This window comes from Burkholderia sp. LMG 13014, assembly GCF_905232215.1.
Lineage (GTDB): Bacteria > Pseudomonadota > Gammaproteobacteria > Burkholderiales > Burkholderiaceae > Burkholderia.
Map to the genome: position 1 here is coordinate 40,949 of NZ_CAJNKE010000003.1, position 22,790 is coordinate 63,738.

25 protein-coding genes and 1 tRNA gene are annotated in these 22,790 nt (G+C 64.0%); 3 read left to right on the forward strand and 23 right to left on the reverse strand.

Annotated features, from left to right (window positions below):
- Positions 1 to 50: 50 nt before the first annotated feature.
- From JYJ84_RS01000 to JYJ84_RS01100, 21 genes are all read right to left on the reverse strand, one after another.
- On the reverse strand, positions 51 to 968 hold the full coding sequence (locus JYJ84_RS01000) for a DUF3577 domain-containing protein (protein WP_009459698.1): 918 nt from the start codon (positions 966 to 968) through the stop codon (positions 51 to 53).
- 368 nt (positions 969 to 1,336) lie between these two features.
- A complete protein-coding gene (locus JYJ84_RS01005; RefSeq protein WP_009459699.1) occupies positions 1,337 to 1,690 on the reverse strand; it encodes a DUF3085 domain-containing protein in 354 nt (117 codons plus the stop codon).
- Positions 1,691 to 1,814: 124 nt separating this feature from the next.
- Positions 1,815 to 2,627 (reverse strand): hypothetical protein, encoded by an 813-nt coding sequence (locus JYJ84_RS01010; RefSeq protein ID WP_019726335.1) that lies wholly within the window; start codon positions 2,625 to 2,627, stop codon positions 1,815 to 1,817.
- 288 nt (positions 2,628 to 2,915) lie between these two features.
- Complete coding sequence (locus JYJ84_RS01015; protein WP_009459701.1) at positions 2,916 to 3,194, reverse strand: hypothetical protein; 279 nt, start codon at positions 3,192 to 3,194, stop codon at positions 2,916 to 2,918.
- A 97-nt stretch (positions 3,195 to 3,291) separates the two neighbouring features.
- Positions 3,292 to 4,029, reverse strand: a complete 738-nt coding sequence (locus JYJ84_RS01020) for a hypothetical protein (RefSeq protein ID WP_009459707.1) — start codon at positions 4,027 to 4,029, stop codon at positions 3,292 to 3,294.
- Positions 4,030 to 4,109: 80 nt separating this feature from the next.
- The gene (locus JYJ84_RS01025; protein WP_009459708.1) at positions 4,110 to 4,796 is read right to left on the reverse strand and encodes a hypothetical protein; all 687 of its coding nucleotides are present in this window, start codon (positions 4,794 to 4,796) and stop codon (positions 4,110 to 4,112) included.
- Between the two features lie 173 nt (positions 4,797 to 4,969).
- The gene (locus JYJ84_RS01030) at positions 4,970 to 5,362 is read right to left on the reverse strand and encodes a hypothetical protein (protein ID WP_009459709.1); all 393 of its coding nucleotides are present in this window, start codon (positions 5,360 to 5,362) and stop codon (positions 4,970 to 4,972) included.
- Positions 5,363 to 5,383: 21 nt separating this feature from the next.
- Positions 5,384 to 5,596 carry a hypothetical protein gene (locus JYJ84_RS01035; protein ID WP_003290186.1) on the reverse strand — a complete coding sequence of 71 codons (213 nt, stop codon included), beginning with the start codon at positions 5,594 to 5,596 and terminating at the stop codon, positions 5,384 to 5,386.
- Positions 5,597 to 5,927: 331 nt separating this feature from the next.
- Complete coding sequence (locus tag JYJ84_RS01040; protein WP_009459715.1) at positions 5,928 to 6,485, reverse strand: hypothetical protein; 558 nt, start codon at positions 6,483 to 6,485, stop codon at positions 5,928 to 5,930.
- 242 nt (positions 6,486 to 6,727) lie between these two features.
- Positions 6,728 to 8,335, reverse strand: coding sequence for a DNA cytosine methyltransferase (locus tag JYJ84_RS01045; protein ID WP_009459716.1), 1,608 nt, complete (start codon positions 8,333 to 8,335; stop codon positions 6,728 to 6,730).
- A 517-nt stretch (positions 8,336 to 8,852) separates the two neighbouring features.
- Positions 8,853 to 10,865 carry a DNA topoisomerase III gene (locus JYJ84_RS01050; protein ID WP_009459717.1) on the reverse strand — a complete coding sequence of 671 codons (2,013 nt, stop codon included), beginning with the start codon at positions 10,863 to 10,865 and terminating at the stop codon, positions 8,853 to 8,855.
- Between the two features lie 278 nt (positions 10,866 to 11,143).
- The gene (locus JYJ84_RS01055) at positions 11,144 to 11,584 is read right to left on the reverse strand and encodes a single-stranded DNA-binding protein (protein WP_019726334.1); all 441 of its coding nucleotides are present in this window, start codon (positions 11,582 to 11,584) and stop codon (positions 11,144 to 11,146) included.
- A gap of 72 nt (positions 11,585 to 11,656) precedes the next feature.
- Positions 11,657 to 12,184 (reverse strand): DUF3158 family protein, encoded by a 528-nt coding sequence (locus JYJ84_RS01060; RefSeq protein ID WP_009459718.1) that lies wholly within the window; start codon positions 12,182 to 12,184, stop codon positions 11,657 to 11,659.
- Complete coding sequence (locus JYJ84_RS01065; protein ID WP_009459719.1) at positions 12,181 to 12,960, reverse strand: PFL_4669 family integrating conjugative element protein; 780 nt, start codon at positions 12,958 to 12,960, stop codon at positions 12,181 to 12,183. The genes JYJ84_RS01060 and JYJ84_RS01065 overlap by 4 nt, the downstream gene beginning before the upstream one ends.
- A 318-nt stretch (positions 12,961 to 13,278) precedes the next feature.
- Positions 13,279 to 14,505, reverse strand: coding sequence for an STY4528 family pathogenicity island replication protein (locus tag JYJ84_RS01070; RefSeq protein ID WP_009459721.1), 1,227 nt, complete (start codon positions 14,503 to 14,505; stop codon positions 13,279 to 13,281).
- 3 nt (positions 14,506 to 14,508) lie between these two features.
- Positions 14,509 to 15,069, reverse strand: a complete 561-nt coding sequence (locus JYJ84_RS01075) for a DUF2857 domain-containing protein (protein WP_009459723.1) — start codon at positions 15,067 to 15,069, stop codon at positions 14,509 to 14,511.
- 15 nt (positions 15,070 to 15,084) lie between these two features.
- On the reverse strand, positions 15,085 to 16,734 hold the full coding sequence (locus JYJ84_RS01080) for a ParB family protein (RefSeq protein ID WP_009459725.1): 1,650 nt from the start codon (positions 16,732 to 16,734) through the stop codon (positions 15,085 to 15,087).
- Complete coding sequence (locus JYJ84_RS01085; protein ID WP_019726333.1) at positions 16,727 to 16,975, reverse strand: hypothetical protein; 249 nt, start codon at positions 16,973 to 16,975, stop codon at positions 16,727 to 16,729. Before JYJ84_RS01085 ends, JYJ84_RS01080 begins: the two co-directional genes overlap by 8 nt.
- Entirely contained in the window at positions 16,959 to 17,834 is an 876-nt protein-coding gene (locus JYJ84_RS01090; protein WP_009459727.1) for a ParA family protein, read from the reverse strand. Before JYJ84_RS01090 ends, JYJ84_RS01085 begins: the two co-directional genes overlap by 17 nt.
- A 42-nt stretch (positions 17,835 to 17,876) precedes the next feature.
- The gene (locus tag JYJ84_RS01095; RefSeq protein ID WP_009459729.1) at positions 17,877 to 18,089 is read right to left on the reverse strand and encodes an AlpA family transcriptional regulator; all 213 of its coding nucleotides are present in this window, start codon (positions 18,087 to 18,089) and stop codon (positions 17,877 to 17,879) included.
- A gap of 118 nt (positions 18,090 to 18,207) precedes the next feature.
- Positions 18,208 to 18,960 carry a hypothetical protein gene (locus JYJ84_RS01100; RefSeq protein WP_019726332.1) on the reverse strand — a complete coding sequence of 251 codons (753 nt, stop codon included), beginning with the start codon at positions 18,958 to 18,960 and terminating at the stop codon, positions 18,208 to 18,210.
- Between the two features lie 29 nt (positions 18,961 to 18,989).
- On the opposite strand from JYJ84_RS01100, the gene JYJ84_RS01105 reads away from it, so the two are divergent.
- The 3 genes from JYJ84_RS01105 to JYJ84_RS01115 all read left to right on the forward strand — a co-directional run bounded on the left by JYJ84_RS01105 (position 18,990) and on the right by JYJ84_RS01115 (position 21,502).
- Entirely contained in the window at positions 18,990 to 19,145 is a 156-nt protein-coding gene (locus JYJ84_RS01105; RefSeq protein ID WP_019726331.1) for a hypothetical protein, read from the forward strand.
- A gap of 702 nt (positions 19,146 to 19,847) precedes the next feature.
- A tRNA-Cys gene (locus JYJ84_RS01110) sits at positions 19,848 to 19,921 on the forward strand.
- A gap of 330 nt (positions 19,922 to 20,251) precedes the next feature.
- The gene (locus JYJ84_RS01115; protein WP_175221276.1) at positions 20,252 to 21,502 is read left to right on the forward strand and encodes a DUF1835 domain-containing protein; all 1,251 of its coding nucleotides are present in this window, start codon (positions 20,252 to 20,254) and stop codon (positions 21,500 to 21,502) included.
- Between the two features lie 347 nt (positions 21,503 to 21,849).
- Here JYJ84_RS01115 and JYJ84_RS01120 read toward each other — a convergent pair whose 3' ends face one another.
- Both JYJ84_RS01120 and JYJ84_RS01125 read right to left on the reverse strand, forming a co-directional pair.
- A complete protein-coding gene (locus JYJ84_RS01120; RefSeq protein ID WP_122944855.1) occupies positions 21,850 to 22,398 on the reverse strand; it encodes a GNAT family N-acetyltransferase in 549 nt (182 codons plus the stop codon).
- 58 nt (positions 22,399 to 22,456) lie between these two features.
- Positions 22,457 to 22,790 (reverse strand): cupin domain-containing protein (locus JYJ84_RS01125; RefSeq protein ID WP_205189107.1); only part of this gene is annotated, 334 nt, incomplete at its 5' end.

Here is a 22,790-nt window from a genome sequence, read left to right on the forward strand (position 1 = left end):
CTCCTTGAGGAATAGGAAAAAGGCAAGGCCCCGTGAGGGGCCATGCCGGATCAGAACGAAGCAGCCAATGCCGGCTCCTGCTCTTCGACTTCACCTGCGGGCTCGCGCTCGGCGGACTCGATAGGCTGGTCGGCAGCGGTGTCGGCGGCATCCTCGGCTTCGGGCGCGGGTGCGTCCTCGGCCTGCGGCGCCTCGGCTTGCGCCTGGCTCGTCGGATAGACCTGGGTGCCGTCGATCTTGATCAGACCGATGTGGATCAGCGTCGATTCCAGGCTCGCTCCCGGCTCCCCGGCGCGCTCACCCTTGGTGCGGATGTACGGATCGATCTTCATGTCGTTCAACTTGAAGGCGATCAGCACCTTGCGGTCCCCTTCGATGGCCTGCACGCACCGGCGAACCAGGTGCTCGGCTTCAGGGGTGGCGACGATGGTGTCGAAGTACCGATAGTCCGGTTCACCGACAGGCCCGGCCAGAGCCGCGACGCAGCACGACAGGAACGGATCGCCATCCTTGGGGGTGACGTCCTTCGGACGGCTGAGGTAGCCGATGCCGCGGGTGATCAGCTCGTGCTGCTTGATGGAAGCCAGTTCGGCCCGGTCAAGCGGCTCGGCCTTGAGCAGTCGCGCCTTGAGGGACGCGGCGGCTTCACCCTTGCGCTCGCCCTTGTCGCGGATGTACGCATCGCCCCACAGGTCGCCGAGGCGGAAGCGCACCAGCGGGCGCTGCTTGGGATCGTCAACGCCGATGTAGCGCTGGACGAGGTTCTTGGCCTCGGCACCCGAGACCTTGACGTCGAAGTAGCGGTAGCTGGGGTCCCTGGCGGGGCCGACCAGCGCGGCAACGGTGCATGCCAGGAAAGGCTGCGCACGGCGGCCGCCCCGGACAGGCACTTCACGGACACGCTGGATGTAGCCGATGCCCGAGGTGTGGAGGTCGAAATACGATTTCTCGTTGGACGTGGTGTTCATGGTGAATCTCCATAGGGAAGAAGCGGAGACACACCAGCCCCACGCATGCGGGGAAAGGTGCGTAACCCCGCGGTGGGTCGATAAGGCGAAAGCATCCGCCACCAGAGACTGGTGGCCGCTCGCGGATGGATGCGGTGCGAGCTGGCTCGGTCACGCAGTGGGAACTGCGACGCAACCTCGAAGACCGATGGTTGCCTGGCATGTCGCTGACAACGTCAGCAGGCATGGGGTCAGCATGGCCGGGCCTCGCGCGCGCGACAGCAATCAATCGGCATCCGGGCGCTTCCCATTTTTTCCAGGCTGCCCAGTTCCGCCCAAAAGAAAGCCCCCGAAATGGGGGCTTCAAGGGGTATGCGGACATTTTTGGACTACGCCGATTCCACCGCCGCCAGTGACAGATACGTAGCGGTGGCGGACAGCTCCAGATCATCTGAGCTTTGCAGAATGCGAGTGAAAACGCTGTCTTTCGGGTCGAAGAACTCGCCGAAATCGTCGCCGCCAAGCTCGGCGCGTGCCAGTTCCCACCAGTCATCGAACGGGTCGGTATCCGGGTTGCAGCCGACGGCATAGGCCAGCAGCTTCACGCGGCCATCGGGGCGGCGCTCTCCGCGCTCGGCGAGGAAGTACACGCCCTGGTCCTTGGCCAGGGCGACGCGGCATTGGTTGGCGATGGCCTCGGCAAGCACGGGGCGCAGGTCGGAGCCTCTGAATCGCAGTGACATGGTTGAAATCTCCTGTATGGATGAAGAAAAAAGCCCTCCACCGAAACGGATGGAAGGCTTGTGGGGCAGTCGCCGGTAGGCTGTGGACTGATCAGTCGTGCCGCTAGGCTTCCTGTCTGGCGCGTCAGGCTGGAACCGCCTGACGTTGACGAGAGGCTTTGGCGTCGATCACGCTCACGCCGATCAGGCGCCAGCGCCCGTCGTCGATGAGCCGCTCCAGCACTTCACCGAGCATGTCGAAATACACCTCGTCGTGCCTATCGATCAACTCACCGTCGCGGTGCAGCTCCACCACGTAGGTGTCGCCGCCACGGTCGTAGAGGATCGTCACCTGACCCTCGAACTTGGTGGTTGAGACCGTGAAGCTGATCGCCGGCGGGGTCTCGATGATCTTGGAGGGCTTGGGATCGACCCAGGCGAAGTCGCGGGCACCTGCATCGACCAGCATGTGGGTGATGCACCGGAACCCGTCGGGCGCGGGCATCTCCTCCAACTGCTCGATGAGTTGGCCCAGCTCCATGCACTGCGGCTCGGGAATTGGCAGCTTGGCGGGTGCTTTGCCAAGGATATGCCTCGTGATGGTGTAAGGCGTGCCATCCGAAGTCTTCTCGGTGACGACTTCCGGGGTGTCCGCGCGCAGCCCGTCGAAACGTCGCCGGGCGTAGGGTTGGACATGGACCTTGGCGCCCTCGCTGGGAACGGTGGTCACCAGGTTGGGATCGAGCACGGCGAACTCGGAAGGCTTGAGCTTGACGACGATGGCATCGTCGGTCGCGGAGACCACCTTGCCGTTGAAGGGCTGAGGGTCGATGGCGAAGCCCAACGTCGAGGACTGCGGCTGATCATCGAATACGCGGTATTTGAACGAACGCACGTTGCGAGGCATATGGCCCGCGACAAGCGAAGGCATCATGGATTTGATGAGGGAACGGTCCATGGGAATCTCCTTGAGGAAGAACAAGGGATTCCCCGCCCGCAAGGGAGAGGTCCCTTGTGGGTGGCGTGAACGGACGGGGTACGTCCATAGGAAGAAACGACCAGCACGGTTTCCCGCACTTGCAGCCTTGAAGGTCTCGGCTGCCAGGGCATGTGTCGGCAACGCCGACGAACATGGAGCAAGGATGGCTCTGGAATGGGCGGCCTGCCCGCAAGAAATCGCACAGCGTCGCACCCGCTTTCCTGCGCTGCGGACAAGAAAAAGCCCCTCGAAAGGGGCTTGGTTGGGTCAGGCTTCGTACACGAAGTAGTGCTCGCGCTGACGTGGGAAGAAGACATGCTTCCATGTATCGCCGCTGGTGTTGCCACCGTCGAAGACGACCATTTCGTAGTCGTCAATGTCGGTGTCCACCAGGTCGGCGCTGGCGATATGGCGCATGTGCAGCGTGCCGCTCATGCGCTCGAATACCAGGATCTGGCCGATGGCGTCGTCCTGGCCCATGGCATTGACGCAGGCGCCGAGCTGGTGCTCGAAGTCTGGCGTGCGCGAGATGAGGTCGGGGAACATGAGGTTGCTCCTATGAAAATGGATCAGCCCGGTTCCGGGAGGGAGACGGGCCGGTATGGGGGAGAACAAAGAGGAAGGATGTTGCGTCGAGCGGCTGCTAGGATTCGGCCAACGGCAGGCCCAACAGCACGGGTGCGTCGGCGTCGAGAATCAGGATGCGCACATCGGCCTGGCCAGCCAGTTCAATGACGTTCGCCAGGTCATCCGGCATACCCTTGCTTCGGTGCTCCTGGCGAAGCTGCTCCGCACTGATGCCCTCGGCGTGGTCCAGGTTCTTGTCCGTCCAGGGGGTGGAGATCAGCTTGATGCCGATCGCCGGGCTGTACGGAACCCGGAACGCGATGAACAGGAAGGCCTCCGGCGTGGCGAGGTCTGCCAGGTTGGCGAGGTATTGGCTGGTTTCCTCGCTTATGTGCGCGCTGCTGATTTCCCAGCACCGGCTGTAATAGCCGGTCTCGAAACTCAGGCGCTGTACGACCTCCCGCGCTGCCTCTGCCGAATAGGCGTCGCCGACGTGGATGGGGCGGCCGTCGAAGTCATCGCCATGGATGGCATAGACCACGGCGCCGATTACGCCTTCGCCGCTGACACCTTCTCCGGCATCGCATTCGGCCAGTACCTCGGCACTCACGGGTTCGGGACCATTCCTGACTACGGCGAAATCGCTGGTGACGATGCACGAGGATGAAATCATTTCCTCGTCGGAAAGGTGCTTTTGGCTCGGGTGGATGATTCGCCAGACATGCGGGCTTCCATCCTCGTAGCTGATGCACAGCGTGCGGACGATTTTCAGATTCCAGTATCCGCGGAGAAAGGGATTGGGTTTCAGGGACATGGGAACTCTCCAGATTTGAATAATGGAGCCAATCCCCGCCACCGGGAATTGGACCCGGTGGGTTGAAAGTGGAAAATGCGTCAGTCGGCGCTGATCGTTGACGTCTGAGCCAGCCGTTCGGCGATGCGATGGCGCACATTTAGGCGAAATTGCTCATCGGTGATGCCGGCAAGCAGGTTGGCGGCCTCCAGCGCGATCAACGCTGAGGCCTCTTCGATGTCGGCGGCCAGGATGGTGTTGCGCAGTTGATCGCCGAGTTGAAGCGCCTGCGAGGACGTTCTGAAGACCTGGACCTCGCGGCTCAGGTAGCAGCCGTTGCCGCCGAACTCGAATAGCCTTGGCTTGCTGCAATACCAGCAGCCCTCAAACTGTATGGCGGTCAGGTTATGGCCATCATCGAAGCGGGTAGCGATCAGAAGCAGGGCTTCCAGGTCCGCGCTGTCCTCGAAGTGGTGGTGCTCTATCAGGTTCTCCAGCTCCCCGTCCTGGTCAGCACCGAAGTGCGCGGCCAGCCGTTCAAGCAGAGGCGGAATCGACAACTCTTCGTCGTCGGGCATGGGGATTCCGAGTTGTGTGGCCAGGTTTTCCAGACCGTCCAGCACATCTGTCCAGCGTGGATCATTGGTCTCGGCGATCTGGGCGATGTAGGCCTGCCCATTGCCGGGATGGTTTTCGTCGAGCGCGAAGGCATCGAACAGTGCCTTGATGACGGGAGTAACGCGGTCGAGCACGAGAACGCCCGTGCCTTCGTAGTAGTTGTTTGCCATGCTGGCTCCTTTCGAGAAGAGCGGAGCCAGCCCCTGCGGACGATGGCATCCGCAGGGAATAGCCCAGGGCCGTTGGCGCCGGGCGATGGGGAAGAAAAATTGAGGGACATGGCCTTATGAGCGCATGTCCCTCACGGGAGGATCGAGAAGACAGTGGCGTGCCGGAGACCGACTCACCAACCGCTGTAGTTCACCAGCAGGTCGGCGATGACCTTGCGGCGTTCCAGATCGAGACCGTCGAAGTCCGACAGCCCGTGGAAGTGGCAGCGCTTGAGCATGGCACCGCCCTCGCGCGCGTTGTAGAAGCTGACCATGGCGGACAGGAACATGCGTTCGCCGCTGCTCAGGACGCCGAGGGCATCGTTGAGCCGCAGCATGTCGGGACGCAAATCCCACTTGGTGTTGGCCCGGTTCAGGCCTTCACGGGTGCCGTCGCCGAACCACTCGGGACCAGCAATCTCGACACCGCGCTTCCAGGCCTCGAAGAAGGCTTGGGGCGCGGCAGCGAAATGCTGCTCTTCCCGCATGATCTGATCGACGACTTCCCGCGGCAGTAGCTGGTTCATGATGTGATTTCTCCAGTTGGATCAGGGAATGGCGAGCTGGGACCAGCCGCCTCTTTCGAGGGCGCGTTGAGCCGCGGCATAGCTGCGGAAGTACTCGCGGGATTCCCGCGAAACGGGACCTTCGGTATCGCGCGTGCCGATGTAGTGGCCGGCGGCGCTTTGCAAGACTTCGAGCGGCAGGAACTTGCCGCAGTAGGTCAGGGCCAACTGGCCGAAAGAGGCTTGCTGGGACATGGACGGGCTCCTTGGAAAAGCGGGGCCTTGTCCCTCACGGGATGGCAGCTCCCGCACGCGGTTGATAAAAAGCATCAGCGTCACGGGGACGCTCATCCGCAGAATTGATGCGATGCGGACTGGTGGGTGACGCGGGAGAGACCCGCGGCAGCCTGGAACCCTGGCTGCTGGCATGTGCTGACGAATCAGCGAACATGCGGGCAGCTTCTTGCGAGGGCCGTGCTGCGTCAGTTGGAAAACCGCATCCGGCACAGCCCCGATTGATGGGCTCAGAGAAAAGAAAAGCCCCGCGTCGAGTGCGGGGCTGTCAGGAGGGTGCGGTGGTGCTGGGTCAGTCGGGCTTGTCGCCCAGGACATGCTGCTTCCACAGGTCGAATGCCTGCTCGGGCGGCAGCTCGGCGAGGATGACGATGGGCTGGGCCTGCCGGGCGCGCAGCGAAGCGAAGTACGACTTGCGGTCGGCGATGGCCTTGAGCTTGATGCCCTTGATGAACAGCAGTTTGCGGTCCTTGATGAACAGCACCTTGTTGCCGATGTCGCGGTTGAACGCGGCTCGCACCTTGCGTTCCGCGTGCATGGCATCGGCCAGCTCATCGACCAGGAAGTCGAGCGTCATGGCGATGTAATGAGGGTCTTCACCCTCGTGGCCCAGGTCGAGCGGCGCAGGCGGCAGGCCCTTGGCGAAGGCTTCGGCCTGCGCCAGCAGCGCCGCCTTGCCGTTGAGTGCGTGGAGGAACGTCGAGCCGCCGTGGCCGTCGTTGCGGGCCTCGGCGATGGGAATGCCGTCGAACACGATGGTCGCGGTGAAGCACAGCGTTTCCTCGCTGGCGAAGTCGGCCACCTTGAGGTTCTTCAGCGTGATGCGGTCTTGCTTGGTGATGGTTTCCATGGGAGATCCTGAAATCGACCGGGTGGCGACATGCCCCTAACGGGACGTGGCGACCATCCCGTGGGTTGGAGAAAGGAGGCATCGATGCCCCGGTGGGCAGCGTTCGCCGGTGAGATGCCGAAGCGAACTGGTGGGTGGCGTGGGCGGAACCCACGGCAGCCTTGACACCCTGGCTGCGGGCTGCTGCCGATACATCGGCAATGCAGGGAGAGAATGGCGCGGCCGGCAGGCTGCGTCGTCGATCAATCCGAATCGGTCAAGTCCGTCTTGTGCAGGCACTGCACCAGCCGGTTGCCCAGCCAAGCCATGCACGGGACGGCCATGGAGTTGCCAATCGCCTTGTAGCGCGGAGCGTCTGCGGCAGGCTTGCCGCGATACGGGATCAGCGTGTAGTCGTCGGGCATGCCCTGCAGCCGCTCGCACTCCATGGGCATCAGCCGCCGCACCCGCCATTGCGACCAGTCCGCTGCACCGGATTCATTCCAGTCGTAGCGGAAATGTGCCTCGAAGTCGGGGGCCAGGACATGGGGCTTGTCTGCGCCGCCGCCGCTGGTACGCAACGCCGCTGCAACGCTTCCGCCCAGTTCGGCGGCAAGACCCTGCGTCCGTCCCCGCAGGGCAACGCAGGCCACCATCGGCACACCGTAGCCCGGCTTGCCGTTGGACAGGACGGTGCAAGACACCTGTCCATGCCCCGACTCGAAGCGCACTTCGCCGCGGTTGTTCTGCGCGAAGGCGATGGCGGGTACGACGCCTGCGTTCGCATGGCTGTTGCGATGCCCGCCGGCACGCAGCGTCGGCGTCAGGTCGATCGTGGCGTCCGCGCCGCTGCCCTGGGCGGTGAAGGCGATGATCGGCACGCCCTTTCCCGTACCGTCCTCGCTGCTGCCCTTGCCGTTGTTGGCGGTGTCGAGGGTGTGGGCGATGCTGCCGGCGATGGACTGCACCATGAACGTCTCGGTGCGGATGTCGTGCTTGGGACCCGCGGCCATCAGGCATGCCGCAACATCGACGGGGCCGATGCCGCCGCTGAATCCGAACGTCGTCGTGACCTTGCCGTAGGGCTGGTTCAGTCCAGCGAATCCTGCGTATCCGCCTGCTGCAGCAGCACCCGATCCAGCAGCGCGGGCAGCTTCTTGCCACGGCGCGCGGCCCGCAGAAGAATCCCCGCGCAGGCCTGTGCGCTCAAAAAGTACTTCGGAGGGATCGAGGTCATCACCACCACATGCCACAAGAAACACGCGCTTGCGGCGTTGGGCGACACCGAAATATTGAGCGTCGAGCACGCGCCAGGCGATGCGGCGGCGGGGTCCAGACACACAACCAGCGTGCGCCCATTTTTCCCCTGGCGGCTGGAGCGCACGGCTTTCTCCGGCCAGTGCTCCCAGGAAATGCCCGAAGGCATTGCTGCGGTCGTTGAGGACGCCGGGGACGTTTTCCCAGACGAGCGTTGCCGGCGGGCGGCGGTCTTGGTGGCGGGTTTGGTCGATGGCATTTGCAAGCTCCACATAGGCAAGGGTCAAGGCGCCGCGCGGGTCGTTCAGCCCCTGGCGCGCGCCGGCAACGCTGAACGACTGGCACGGCGTGCCGCCGACCAGGATGTCGGGCGCCGGCACGATGCCGGCGCGCACCTGACGGGCGATCGCGGTCATGTCGCCCAGGTTGGGCACATGGGGGTAACGGTGGGCGAGCACGGCGCTCGGGAACGGCTCGATCTCGGCGAACCACGCGGCTTTGAGGCCGAGGGGTTGCCATGCGAGGCTCACGGCCTCGATGCCGCTGCACACGCTGCCGTACAGCAGTGGCGCGGCCTGGGGCGCACCGCGAAGGGTGCAAGGTTGCGGGTTCATGTCGGGTCTCCTGTTCGTGTGGCCCGGGGCGGGCCGGGACGTTGATAGGCAGGAGAAAGGCGCCGAAGGCCCTGCGGCCTTCGGCTCGGGAGGACAGAACCACCCGTGGGCTGGTGCAGGCCCGGTCGTCGCTAGAACCGTCTGCTCATCAGCAATCACACCCGGCGCATGTCGTGGTTCGCGCCGGCATCGTCTGGCGCACATCCGCGCACAAAGGGAGCCCGTTTTTGCGCCGGCGGGCACCGGCACCGAATACCGCTGACCACGAAGGGTCTCCGGGTGGCTCGCGCAGCTTGGCAAGCCACCGGGGGACCCTTCGCAGAGGCGGGAGAAATGCAGATCAGCAGAACGCGCAGGAGGCGGTTCGCGGAGAAGCTACCTTCAGGTCCCGCGGCCGGGGACGGCCAGGCGGGACGCGCACACGGACAAGAAGGCGTTGCGCGCTGGGCGTCCCGCAGGGCGTGCGGAACACAGGCCGCGCCGCCGATGGCGGGCACGGCTCACGGAACGGGGTCGGTCAGGAGCCTTTGCGGCCGCTGCGGCGCGGGCGCGAGGCACCACGCCTGGACGTGCCGGATTCGACCGGCAGCGTGCCTTTGCAGTCGGGGTAGCGACTGCACGACCAGAATGGGCCGCTCTTGCCGGTGCGCTGGCGCGTCGGTGCGCCGCACTGTGGGCAAGGCGGTCCGTGGGGAACCTTGATGGACAGGGACGTGCTGCCGTACTGCGCGATCAACTGTGAGATCCATGCAGCCTGCTTGCCGATGAATACGTCCAGCGTGAGCTGTCCAGCTTCGATCATGTCCAGCGCCTGTTCCCAGACGGCGGTTGTCCCTGGGTCGGCAATCGCTGTGGGCACCGCGTCGATCAGGGTGAAGGCCGCATCCGAGGCACGGATGGCGCGGCCCTTCTTCACGAGGTAGCCCCGCGTCAGCAGGCCACTGATGATGTTGGCCCGCGTCGCTTCGGTGCCGATGCCGACCGTATCCTTGAGCTTCTGTTTCAGGCGCGGGTCCGAGACCAGTTTGGCGACGCCCTTCATGGACTTGACCAACTCGCCCTGCGTATAGGGTCGAGGGGGCAGCGTCTTGAGCGCCTTCAGATCGACGTCGGCCACCTGACATGCCAGGCCCTCGCGCAGCGCGGGCAGTACCTGGCTGCGCGCCGCAGGGTCGCCATCCTCCTCGGATTGCGGTTCGGCCAGCACCAGGTGCCAACCCTTGACGACGACCTGCTTGCCGGTGGCCGCCAGCGTCTGCTGGCCGCAGGAGAGGTTCGCCACAGTGCGGTCGAACTCGTGGTGAGGAAGGAATTGCGCCAGGTAATGCGCCCGGATCAGCCGATACACTGCCAGTTCTTTCTCACTCATGGTCGAGAGGTTCGCCGGTTCGAGCGTCGGGATGATGCCGTGGTGAGCAGACACCTTCGCGTCGTTCCAGGCGCGTGAGCGTTGAGTGCGGTCGAGCTGGTCCATGATCGGTCGCAGCAAGGGATCGGTCTTGACCAGGCTGTCGAGGACCGTTGGCACCTCGGCGAACATGCTTTCGGGCAGGTAGCCCGAATCGGAGCGCGGGTACGTCGTGGCCTTGTGCGTCTCGTATAGGGCCTGAGCAATGTCTAAGGTCTCCTGCACATCGAGCCCAAGCTGCCTGGAACACACCTCCTGCAAGGTCCCCAGGTCGAACGGCAGCGGCGGGCCTTCCCGCACGCGCTCGGTTTCGACCGCCACCACCTGGGCGCTGTCCGCGGCGCGGATCTGCTGCGCGGCGTGCTGCGCGATGGGCTGCTGCAGGCAGCGGCCGGCGTCGTCGGTGCATGTGTTCGGGGGAACCCACTGCGCGGTGAAAGCCTGGCCACCAGCGGACAGGGACACGTCGATGGCCCAGTACGGCACGGACACGAAGGCGGCGATCTCGCGGTCGCGGTCCACGACCAGTTTGAGCGTGGGGGTCTGGACGCGGCCGACCGACAGCACGCCGTCGTAGCCAGCCTGTCGTCCCAGCACCGTGAACAAGCGGCTGAGGTTCATGCCGACGAGCCAGTCCGCCCGAGAGCGTGCCAGCGCCGAGTAGTACATCGGCAACGTCTCGGCCGATGGCCGGAGCTTGCCGAGTGCCGCGCGGATGGAAGCATCGTTGAGCGCCGACAACCACAGCCGTTCGATGGGGCCGCGGTAGCCGCACAGGTCGATGATCTCGCGGGCGATCAACTCGCCCTCGCGGTCGGCATCTGTGGCGATGACAAGCTGGGTCGCCTTAGCCAGAAGCGCCTTGACGACCTTGAACTGCGTGGCGGTCTTCGGTTTGACCTCGACCCGCCAGTGCTGAGGAATGATGGGCAACTGCTCGATGGACCAGCGCTTCAACTGCTCGTCGTAGGCTTCGGGCGCTGCGGCTTCTACGAGATGGCCGATGCACCAGGTGACGGTGACGCCGGAACCGTTGAGGCAGCCTTCAGCGCGCTGCGTGGCACCGAGAATCCGGCCAATGTCTTTGCCCTGGGAGGGCTTCTCGCACAAGAACAGCCGCATGTCCGTCCATCCCGATTCCCGTTGTTCATGGAGTTGCTGGAATCGAGGATGCCGAGCGCCACCTGGGGCAGCAGCAAACAAGCCGCATGCGGCGGTGACCGCTTTCACGGGATGGAATGGCTTGTGCGGGGGTGGCGCGTGGCCGCAGGTGTGCGGACCGGGAGCCGCGATATGAGGGAGCGCGTGAAAGTCGGTGGACGTTGGTGGAGCTATCCCCTGGGGATAGCTCGCGAGCGCATGGAGGGCGGCGAAGACGTGCGACCGCCCTCCATGCCGGTTCACTTCCTGCGCTTGGATTCTTTCGGCGCAGCCGGTTCCTGCGCGGCCTGGGGCTTGGGCTCTGCCTCTTGCGGCTTCGGGCTGAGGGTCACGGATTCGATGCGGTACGGCAGGATGCCGACGCTGCGCGCGTTGATCTGCCAGGTCTCGCGCGGCTGATCCTCGTTATCCGTCCAGGGTTCGCGCTCCATGCGGCCGACGACCAGCACGCGCATGCCTTTCTGGTACAGGTCCTTCCAGTGCTCGGCGTCGCGGTGCCAGATTTCCACCGGCGCCCAGAAGCCGCCCCGGTCCTCGAACGTGCCATCCTTCTTCGGCACAGGGTTGTCGAAATAGACGTTCAGGCGTAGCAGGCGACTGGGTTCGTCGTTGCCGTTGGGGAATTCGCGGTACTCCGGTGGCGAACCGATGTTGCCTTCGCCGGAAAAATGCGTGCTCATGATGTGATCTCCGTGGTGGTTGAAATACCCGTGCCTCGTCGGCGCCGGGAGCGTGCTGGGTGCCCGGCGCAATCACCGATCGCGCATTGCGGCGGGAATGGGCGTGAGCCGGCGCAGGTAGGCGTCGTCCGCCTCGGCCGCCTTGCTGGCGCATTCCTGCGCCTGCCTGCCCAAGGTGTGCAGCAGGCTGATCTGCATGTTCAACGTGATGCGCTGCAGCTCGATCGCGTGCAGGTCGGCCAGCAGGTTGACGGGTGTGCTGCTGCTGGCGACCAGCTCCCGCCACAGCGCCACGCCCATGGCCGACCTGTCGTGTCTGCGCCAGCGCAAGAAGACGGTTCCTGCGCCAGTGGTCTGTTGGGCCAGTTCGATGGGCAGCAGGTGGAAGGGGTGCCCGCATGCCTGCTCCAGTACCTGTCGCTGTGCCAGGGCAATCAACTCGTCGCGCATGGCGAAGCACTGGCTGGCCCAGGCCTCGAAGTCCCCTTTACCCTTAAAAGGCTTTAAAAGGCCTTTTAGATAGGCCGCGTGTTCCAGCCGCATGAAGGCACCCTGTTGCAGGCCTCGGAAGTAGCGGGTCGGTGGGTTCGGATCGCTCATGCCGGCTCGTCCTCGCCGGCTGCGGCTTCGGGCGACTCTGCGGTGGTGGTTTCATCGCCGAGCAGTGATGCTTCGGCAGGACCGTCGCCGCGCTGCTTCAGGCCACGGCGCACGATGGGCGGCGCAAACTTCGACCGGCGCGTGCCTTCCAGCACGTCCTGCGGCAGTTCGCCATACTTCTCCAGCGCTGCCCGCGCTGCGGCATTCTTCGACGCGAAGTCATCGCGTGTGCAGCCCGAATAGCGATACTGCTGGGCCAGCGAGAACAGGCTGCGCAATGAATGTGCGCCCTCGTTGAGCCAGCGTTCCAAGGTGCTGCGGTCAATGAGCGCGGTGTGATGGGCGAGGATCAGCTTGCGGGCGATGTCGTCGTAGTCGGCCAGGAGATAGACCGCGGCAAAGCCGAGCTGCGCGTTGACGAAGAGCGGGAGCTTGACCGGCTGCACGTTGAGGTTTTCGCCCAGGCTGAGCGCCGGCGGCACACTCGCCAGCGCCTGGTCCACCTGCTCGCGCAGCGATTGCAGCGTGACCTTGGTGTGGTCGAGCTTGTCCTCGATGCGCAGCATCCACCAGTCCGAGTACGGATCGTCTTGTTCTGAGCCCCGCCGCATCTTGTTCATCTGAGCGATATAGCCATTCAGGCCGACGATGCCCGGTCGCCCCTCGGCGGCGGCGCGGCCATGCCAGATGCGGGAAGCGTGATGGGTGTGCAGGGTCAGCGACATCGCACTGCGCAGGGAGCCGAGATTCAGTTGCAGAGGTTCATTGGTTGCCATGGTGTCTGCTCGTTGTTGGAAAAGGAGCGGCCAGCTTCGACAGGAAGCGGAAGGCAGTCAGTCAAGAATCCGAATCCCGGCGGGCCCCGGTTTAGGGCGTGGCGGTTGCATGCGGCGCGAGCTATCCCCAGGGGATAGCTCCATGGAGCGCTAACGAACGCTGCACGCCGAGATCAGGGGGGACAACGCCGATGCTGCGGCAGATGGTCGATCCCAGGCCTGCGACAGCTTGGCGTTGTGCCCAGCAGCGGAACTATCCCCAGGGGATAGCTCTACTGGCGGCCATGGGCATCTAGTTTCACCGCCTGGCATGCCGACTCATTTGCTGGCGAGCAGATTGCGTAGCCGCTCGATGTGCTGCTTGGCGACTTCTGGCGGCACTGGCTTACCCTGCGGCTGAGGTGGCGGTGCTGGTGGTGGTCGCTCGTTTGGTGGGACGGATGCCGATGGCGCGTCTTTCTTGGCCCAGGCATTGAACTCGCCATGGATGGCGCGCTGGATGATGCCGAACAGATACCCCGCAGGATTGCGTATGCCATGACTGCTGCATCGTGTGGCCCATTCGTCCAGCACGGCCTGTCTCAGCGCGGCATCAACCTGCTGCAATGCCACCCTGGCACCTGTCTGCTGCTCTGCCTTCAGTTCCGTGAAGCGCTTGGGCCATTGCAGATCGCCCAGCGCGCGCGCCTGCGCGGTAGTACGTACTTCATTAATACGACTACTACGTACTGTACGGGCCTGCTTCGGATTCCGAAGAGAGGCGTTTGGCACGGGTTTCGCCCCTGCTTCGGATTCCGAAGATGGGTCATCCGCATTCCGAAGAAGGCTCGATACTCCTTCTTCGGAATCGTGGGCGGCGTCCTCCTGTGGATAACTTGCGGCGGCCGTGATGCCTTGGCTGGCGAGGCGTTCTGCCAGAACCTGCAGCCGCGACGGCAATGTGCGCCCGGAGAGCAGCGGATCTTCCGCGATCTCCTTAAGGGTGTTCAGGCCGACCATCTGGACGGCCTTGGCCGAATGGCCGAGGGACTGGCTGACCAGTGCCAGGTAGTCGGCGTCGAGCTGCATGGCCTCGAAGGGCGTCAGCGGTTCATCGTGCAGAACGTAGAGGTTGCCGAGGATGCGGCCGGTCTTGGGGTCACGCCGTCGCCGCACCAGGCTCAACCATCGGGTGAGGCGCAACAGCGTCAACGCTCGGGCCACGGTTTCATGCGAGGCCTGCCCGGCGCAGGGCATCGATGCCAGCCAGGGTCGAAGCTGCTCATACGTCGGGAAGGCTGTCACGCCATCGTCGTTGAGCATCAGCCGGAACACCTGCCAGGCGTTGCGCTCCAGCGGCGTAAGGCGACGGTCGAGGAACAGTCGCCGCGGCACGGTCTCATGCCGGTTGCCGCTGAAGAGGAAGGCATCGCCGGACGTGGCGGGCGTCGGCGCAGGCATAGGTGCTGGCGCACTGGGCTTGGGCACGAGGTCTTTCAAGGCGGCGTCGAACAGGTCCGCGAGTGCGACGGGGCCACGGCGTGGTGCGGTGTCGTCCACGGCCATGGCTCAACCCAATCCTTGATCGACCCAGCTCTTGATCGAGGCCCAGACCACCGACAGAGGCAGCGACATGCCTTCGGCCAAGTCCATGGCGGCGTCGAGAATGGAGGTTTCGTCTTCGAGATCGACATTCCTGCTGCCGGTCACGGCCTTCCATTGCCGCCACAGATCCGTGTCCTGTTTCTCGTCCAGCACGGGGTGGCGGCCCTTGCGCTTGGGCAGGCCGAGGATTTCGCGGCGAAGCGCCACCTCTTGGTGGGTCAGGCCATAGAACCGACTGACCATCTCGGTGCTCGCACCCAGCCTGAGCATGCGATCGACCGTGGCGATTTCCTTCTCCACGTCCTGCGCCTGCTTGAGTAGTCGCCGGAGCACTTCGCGGTTGACCGTCACCGAGCACCAGGAGACGTTGGCGTTGGCGAGCACGCTGATCAGCGCGGGATGCTTGAGGGCGTCCAGTTCTTCCTCACCAAACCCCATCAGTTTGCACCGGCGCAGTTGCCCATTGCGCAGGTCATAGAGGGCCTGCGCGATGACGGCCTGGTTGAGTGGGTGTGGTGCGGACATGCTGGCCTCCCTCGCTCACGTTCCAAGGTCCGCAGCGCCGGCTTCAAGATCGAGCAGGCGCCGGGCCAGCCGCAGCAGCCGGAACAGCTTGACCAGCGCGGTGTCGCTCAATCGCTGGGCCGCATCACCCTGGCCGTGCAGCAATGCCGGCAGGTCGATGACGATTTGCCCGTCGTGCAGACCGACGTCGGCGGGCCGCTGACCGGCCAGGCACGCCAACAATGCGAGGACGGAACGGCCCAGCGGCGCCGGACTTTGGGTGCGGGCCCGGCAGGCGAAACCGATACCCTCTGCACGGTCATCAATGCACTCGTCCAGGTCTGCCTCGCTCGCGATTTCGCGGGCGAACTGTGCGATGTGGATGCGCAAGCGCTCGGCAGTATCCAAGCCGGGATCGATGTACCAGACATCGGAGATCGGATAGAGCCCGCCAGCCTGCACGGGGATGGACTGCAAGACGCTCGCCGAGAAGTCGGGAGGCAGCGCATCGCCCAACTGATCGGCGACCATGCGCTGGATGGACTGGAGCCGTTCGGTCGTCGGTGCCGGCGAAACGATGTGCTCCCGAAGCAGATCGCTCCCCGCCGCAGGGCTGGCCGGACCCGCCTGACTGGTATCCGTGTCGCTCTCGCGCGCAGGTCGGCCTGCAGGCGGCGCTGCCGATGCAGCCCCTGCGGTGGGTGGCGCGGTGTTGGCAGTTGGGCGCGCGATGGTTTCCGACTCCGGCTCCGGCAACGCAGGCGGCGTCGAGGGCGGCGTTGGGTCGCTGATCAAGGCGCGCTGCCGGCTTTCGGATTCGGTCATGTCCAGGGCGAGCACGTCGTAATTGACACCCAGCAACTCGGCCATCTGGCCGATCAGCTCGTCCTGTACGCGCTGCGCGGAGAACTCGTCGGCCTGGACGTCGAATTGCGACAGCGCTTCCTGGAAAAATTCGTCGAAGTCCTGAACCAGGGAGCGGCCCTTGGCGTAGCGCTCCCACGCGAGCATGCAGGCTTTGCGCATGACCGACAGGCGTTCGACCTGATGGCGACCGAGGCCGCCATAGAGCACGGTGGGGATCGCGGGCAGGAGATACTGCACCGCGTCGTTCATGCGGCTGATGTGCGACTGTTGTACCGGGAAGCCATCGGCAGCGAGGCGGCGGGCCAGCTCGGACTGGCTCAAGGTAGTGCCGCTTTCTTGCTCGTAGAACTCGCGTGCCTTCTCGACGCCGAGGGCGCGCTCGATGAACGTGAGGCCCCCGCGTAATTCATTCTCGGCCAGGTGGCCGGTCAGCATGACGACTTCGCCGCGGCTGGGCCACGGCCGGAACAGGCACGATATACGGAAAAACCGCTCGTCCTTGGTCTCTGACCATAGTTCGCGCAGGATCGCCAGCCGCGTATTTCCGCCGTTGCGGATGATGTAGTGGTCCTCACCTGGTCGGCGAGTGATGGCCGGCGCCGCGTCCAGACCGCGCTCGCGGATGGACGCCTTGATTTCCTCGTAGGCCGGGTTGCGTTTTTTCCTGGGATCGTGGTCGTAGGGGCGCAACTGATCTAGGGTCACGACCATGGGTGTGTCGGCGATCGGGTCGCTCAAGGTCGAGGCTGACGGGCCGCTGCGCTCGAACCCGGCCGCGAGCAGCTTGCCAGCCATCTGCTGGGAGGTGATCTCAGCCATGGCCGCCTCCCTGCGCTTGGTATCGGGCCTCGCGCTCGGCGCGGCGGATTTGCGCACGGGCATTCAGGGTCGCCCGGTGGTCACTGGCCGTCGAGCTGGTGTAGATCGCGGCGCAGCCAGGCTTGGTGAACTTGAGGTGGCCGCCAGGCGTGCGTTTGACGTGCCAACCTTCGCCAACCGCGAACTCGATCAGGGCGCGAAGCCGCTTGTGGCCTCGGGCAAGCTCATGTGCGTTCGCCATGGAACCTCCCGGCATCAAGAGGGTGTGGCGGACGGCCGGACACCATGGCAAATCGGTGCCGCCATTGCGGAAATAGTTCGTCTGCGAGGCCGCGCATGGTGTCGAGCGCGGCGGGGGCGACTCTGCCCGGCGGCTGGCGGTATTCGACCCGATGCACTGGCAATCCGCGCGTAGCTGCACGCGGATACGCCTCGATGGCCGGCACGTCGGTGGCCAGCACGCGGATGCCGGCATGGTCCTGGAAAAGATCGCGCAGGGCCTGCTGGATCAGCCGTGCATTGGCTGACACAGGGTGGACGCGATTGATGAGCAGATGCAGAGGTGGAGGCTCGATGCCCAGGTGCCGGTAGGGCGCAATGTCTTCGAGCAACTGCATGGTGCCGCGCCGCAGCTCGCGCGCCGCGAGGATTTCCGGGGTCACGGGCGACAGCGCGAGGTTGGAGGCGAGTACCGCCATCTCCAGCAGCACCGATCGCGCGCCTTGGGTGTCGATCAGTACCAGGTCATAGAGAGGCGCCAGGACCGGCAAGAGATGGCGCAACCGCAGGCGGCCATCCGGCGCGTGCAGCAGCAAGGTGTTCAGCTCGCCTCGGTGGTCGTTGGAGAGCACCAAGTCCAGGCCCGCGACGATCGTGCGGGACACAAGCAGCCCGAGGTCGCGCTCGTTGAAGGCCAGCAACTCGTAGATGCCACCAGGTGCGCGGTGACCTAGCTCGTAGTACGAGGACAAGGTGGGCTGCACGTCGAGGTCGAGCAGTAGCACACGCAGCCCCGCGTCGGCGGCAAGCCCGCCGAGGTTCGCGGCCGTGGTGGTCTTGCCGACGCCACCTTTTGTTGAAATGATGGATACGACCTGCATGGCGTTCTCCGTGTGAGGATGGGAAGTCCGCTGGAGAACGGGTCAGGCCCGGTTGTTGACGCGCTCGGCGATCCACTGATCGATCTCGATGGAGTCCCAGCCGACCGCGCGCACGCCCAGGCGCAGCGCCTTCGGGAACAAGCCTTTGCGCATCAGGTTGTAGATGTGGGCGCGTTTGAAACCGGACTTGGTTTCGACTTCATCAAGCCGCAGGATGCGGCGCTCGCTTGCGGGCAGTGCAGGTGTTTGCGACATGGCGGTCACTCCTGAACGCTCAGTGGCGTTTGTTGGCGTGACCTCCATTCAATAGACATGGATGGGAAAAGACATTGCAAATGCAATCTCCGCGATTGCACATACAAGATGGAAAACCTCAGACTGTCGCGCTACGCAGCCGGCGTCTGGCCGTGGCGAACTTGCCGTTTAGCGTCCGCTCCGCGATCCCCATGGCGCCGCTGTGATGGGCGACCAATGCACTGACCACCGCCTCCTGCGTCTTGAAGCTGGAGTACGGCACGCCCGAAGGCGACTGGCCGAGCATCAGGTCCAGCATGCTGCCGATAATGTTCAGGTAGGTGGCTTCGGCGCGATCACTGATCAGGCACTGTGCGCCAGCAGAGGGCGCCATCTGCTTGAGAAGCGCCCCGTGCTTTTCCTGCAACTCATGCAGTTGGCGTTTGTACTGGTCCAAGGTGGATTTCAGGGCCAGGCGCTCGACTAGCATCGCCTGCCCAGTTTCCAGCGAGATGAAGGGATGGGTGATGCGCTCGCTTCGGGAGAAGAGGAAGCCCGGTCGTTGCTCGGGATAGTGTTGGCGCATCCAGCGCTTCAGATCGACGTGGCGCACCGTCAGATCAGGGGAGTCGATCAGCGTGGAATCGCGCGTCGTGATGCCGTTCTGCCCGAAGGGCAGTTCTCCATTGAGGATGCCGTCGAAGATACGTTCGGTGCAAAGTCTCAGCTCGGCGCAACGTGGGCAGTCCAACGACTGCGGCAGGCGCCTTGGCGACGAAATCGAAGCCAGGATCACCTGCTCGTATCGCAGCAGCCCGGCCCAGCGGATGGACGCTTCGATCGGGCGATAGAACACCTTTGATGTTGGTGCATCATTCTTGTTCTCGTGCATGCTCCGTCTCCTTCCAGGAGAAGAACTACATGACCGACTCCTTTGTCACCGACCTCATGGTCGGCCTGTCGTCTGTGCAGGAAGTGGGCACCGAAGGCCGCTTCGTCATGTGGTTTGAATACTGCTCACCAGTTCGCGCAACTGGTAGTCGTCGTGTGCTCGATGTGCAAAAATTCATCGATTAGAAGGTCGAGCATCGGGACGTAGGCTCGACAGTGACGCTCACGCTATCAGGGTCGTGAGAAGTTACGGTTTCTGCAAAACCGTCTAGGTATGACCTGATATGCCAGCGGTCTCAGGAGGCGTTAAGGGGCCGCAATCGTCGTCGAATGTCCAGCCGGACGCAGCAAACCCGCGTCTGTCATGCTTGCCCCGTCATCCTGATATATCGACAAAGAATCGTGTGCGGAAACGCGGTGGCCAGCGTGCGCGTTCTTTCAAAGGAGCTTGAGCAGAAGGTCCTTGTGAGTTGTGGTGCAGGCGTTCCCAGCATCCGACCTGTGCCATCACCAGAACCATCTGCCTGATCGTCTTCACGATGATGGATGCGGGGCAGACAACCGGGCGTGGATGATGAGTTCGAGGCAGTCGCCTACGACGATGTACCGATCGTGGGTCTGGTGTACTGAGTGCAGCTCTTTGGACGTCTGTGGAACTCTTTGGACGAATTTGTTGCCGAGGACGAAAAACAAGGCTACAATTGAGGTCTTCGCTGGCCAGTCCAACGAAGAAAGTGTTTGGGAAACAACGACTTACTGTCCTAGTACACGTCTCGTTTCCCGCTCCAAGTAATGGGGAAGCCACGCTTCCCTTTTTATTTGATGGACTGATGGTCCTCGAATAAAAAATCTGTCGCTTGCCTCACGGCATCCGGACAGTCCGCTTTTGGCGCGATAGCAAAGCGGTTATGCAGCGGCCTGCAAAGCCGTTTAGGCCGGTTCGACTCCGGCTCGCGCCTCCAAGTAGAACGAGATAAAGCCCCGCTTCGGCGGGGCTTTTCTTTTTTCCGCGTCACTTCCGTTCCACCCGGAACTTCGCCCAGGCGGATCGCTTGCGCATGACGTTCGCTTTTTCTCCATGACGCGAAAATCCTCGATGCCCGGATGAGCGCGGCGCGTGCAATCGACCGGCCGCCGATGCGGCAGATTGATTTGCGCATGTGGTACAGTCGGCAGCGGCGTATCACCGCGCCTCCACTCCGCGGAAAGGGTTCACACCCAGGTCGTGCATTTCACCGCATGTTCATGCGACTCCCAGCCGATAAGCGGATACGGCTGCCTTTGGAGATCGTATGCCTCAAGATCCTCGCGCCACGGCGCAAAACGGTCACATCGACCTCGCTCGGCAGCGCAAGCGTGCCAAGCAACTTCTCAAGCAACTCCAGGCGGGAACGCCAGTTGTCGGACCGAGCGAGAACCTGCGTCGTGCAGATTCCCCCGTACTCGCTGACGCCCAATGGCTGATCGCGCGCGAGCTGGGATTTGCCAGCTGGCCGAAACTCAAGTCGCATGTGGACGCCGTCGAGTTCGCCGCACGGCATCCGCAGTTTGCCGCCAATGACACCGCAGATACCCAGCATTGGCGTTGTGGCAACGACATCGCGCATAGTCTCGGCGTAGCCGGGTTTCGCGGGGAATTCCATGTGTTCGCCGATCCGTACTGCATGGGCCCGGTTCCCAGGCTGGAGCCGGAGGCGTTCATCGACACGCGTTGCGAATTCATCAGCCAGTGTTTCGGCATCCCGTTGCCGGCGGTTCGGCAGCGCGCGCTGACCGAGTATGGCGCGTTGTCGACGCTGTCGCGGGCCAGGCATGCCGTACTGTGGTGCGAAGCGGATGCGTACGATCAGCTCTTCCTGATCGCCGTTCTTGCAAACATGACGCGACGGCCGGAATCGTTGGAACTGGTCGAGATCGACAGCGTGCCGGGTGTCGATCGTTTCGTCGGCCTGGGGCAACTGGCGCCGCAGGTGCTCGCATGGCTTTGGCCGCGTCGTCGTGAGCTGACCGACGACGCGTTCTCGCTTGCACGCGAGGCGTGGGACGCCTATCGCGATGCGACTCCGGTTGCCTGGGCGGCGCTTTGCAAGGAGGCGAGTCCCAGCCTTCCGCTGCTGGCTCCGGCACTGAGGCGCCAGTTGCAGGAGTTGCCGTCGGTGCGTGACGGCCTCGGTCTGACGGAAAGACTCGCGCTGGAGACCATTCGCGACGGTGACGGGCTTGCCTGGTCACAGGTGTTTGCCGAGTTGAACCTGCGTCGCGATCCGCTGCCGTTCCTGGGTGACGCGATGTTCGATGCGATGATGCGCCCGTTGGTCGAAGGCACCTGTCCGCTGATCAAGGTGCATGACGAATTTCCCGAGCGAGAAAAGTGCATCGTCGGCCTGACCCCGCTTGGCGAGCAGGTGCTGCAAGGAAATGCGTATTGGCAGGATCATTGCGACGTGCCGCGCTGGGTCGGCGGTACGCAGATACTGCCGCGCAGCACCCATTGGGCCTTGGATGACGACTTCACACCGGTGCAGCGCCGTCGTTTCGACTGAGCATGCGCAATCGACTGATCGCGGCTCGCGATAGCCTTGTCCGACCGGCTGTAATCACCTCGTCGCGGATGCGGACGTTTTTGCCCGGGTGAGCGCGGGTGGCATTGATCCGGTTGCGTGGGTTGCATGTGTTCGGCGCCACGAGCCATGAAGTGGTGTCGGCCTGCGACGCGTTGCGGGGGCGGGCGACTCCAGCTCGTGCCTCCGGAAAAAAGCCCCGCTTCGGCGGGGCTTTTTCGTCTCACGCGTCGGCCCTGGCTCGGGCAGGTTCGGGAAGCCGTGCAATTCTCCCGAATGCTTTTTCCGCGATGAGGTGGGCCGATGCCCAAAGCGCGCGACGATGCCGCTCAACCATCCACCGGCTGTGCCGGCGTGTCGAGCGTCAACTGATAGAACGCCGCGTCGAGCCACCGGCCGAACTTGAATCCCGCCTGCGTGATCGTGCCCGAGTGCACGAATCCCAGCTTCGTATGCAGTGCGACGCTCCCCGCATTGGTTGCATCGATGCAGCCGACCACCACGTGCACCTGCGCTTCCCGCGCGCGCCGGACCACTTCGCGCAGCAGCACCTCGCCAAGCCCGCGGCCGCGCTGGTCGCGATGCACGTACACGCTGTGCTCGACCGTGTACTTGAAGGCGGGAAACGCGCGGAACGTGCCCCAGCTCGCAAAGCCGAGCAGCGTGCCCGACGCGTCGACCGCGCCGATGACCGGGAAGCCGCCCGCACGCTTCGCCGCGAACCACGCAACCATCGCTTCAGGCGGACGCGGCTTGTAGTCGTACAGCGCGGTCGACGTCGCGATCGCGTCGTTCAGGATCTCGAGGATGGCCGGCGCATGCTCGGCCTCGCTGCAATCGATCAGGCGCACGTCGTCGCGCTGTTTCGGGGAATTCATAGAGGCTCCTGTGGGCAGTAAGTGAGTCGCGCGCACGGCTGCTGCGACGACGCGTTCATCAGAGATTCCGCACGCCGGCGGCGGCAGACGCATCGCAGATCGCGACGACATAGCGCGCGGCCTGCGACGCCGGATTGCTGAAAATCAGCGGCTGGTCGAGCCGCATGGCCAGACAGTCGCCTTCGTGAAGTTCGTGAAGCGCGTCGCCGAACGTGACGTCGACGCGGCCGCTGACGACCCACACCTGCTGATGCAGCGCGCTTTCGCGCCCGCCGCTGTCGTACGCGACGCGCGACCCGGGCGGGAAATCCACCTCGACGAGCTGGATCGGCGACGGCCAGCCAGCCGGGGAGAGGTTGCGGCGCACATAGCCGGACGCCGGATCTCGCCAT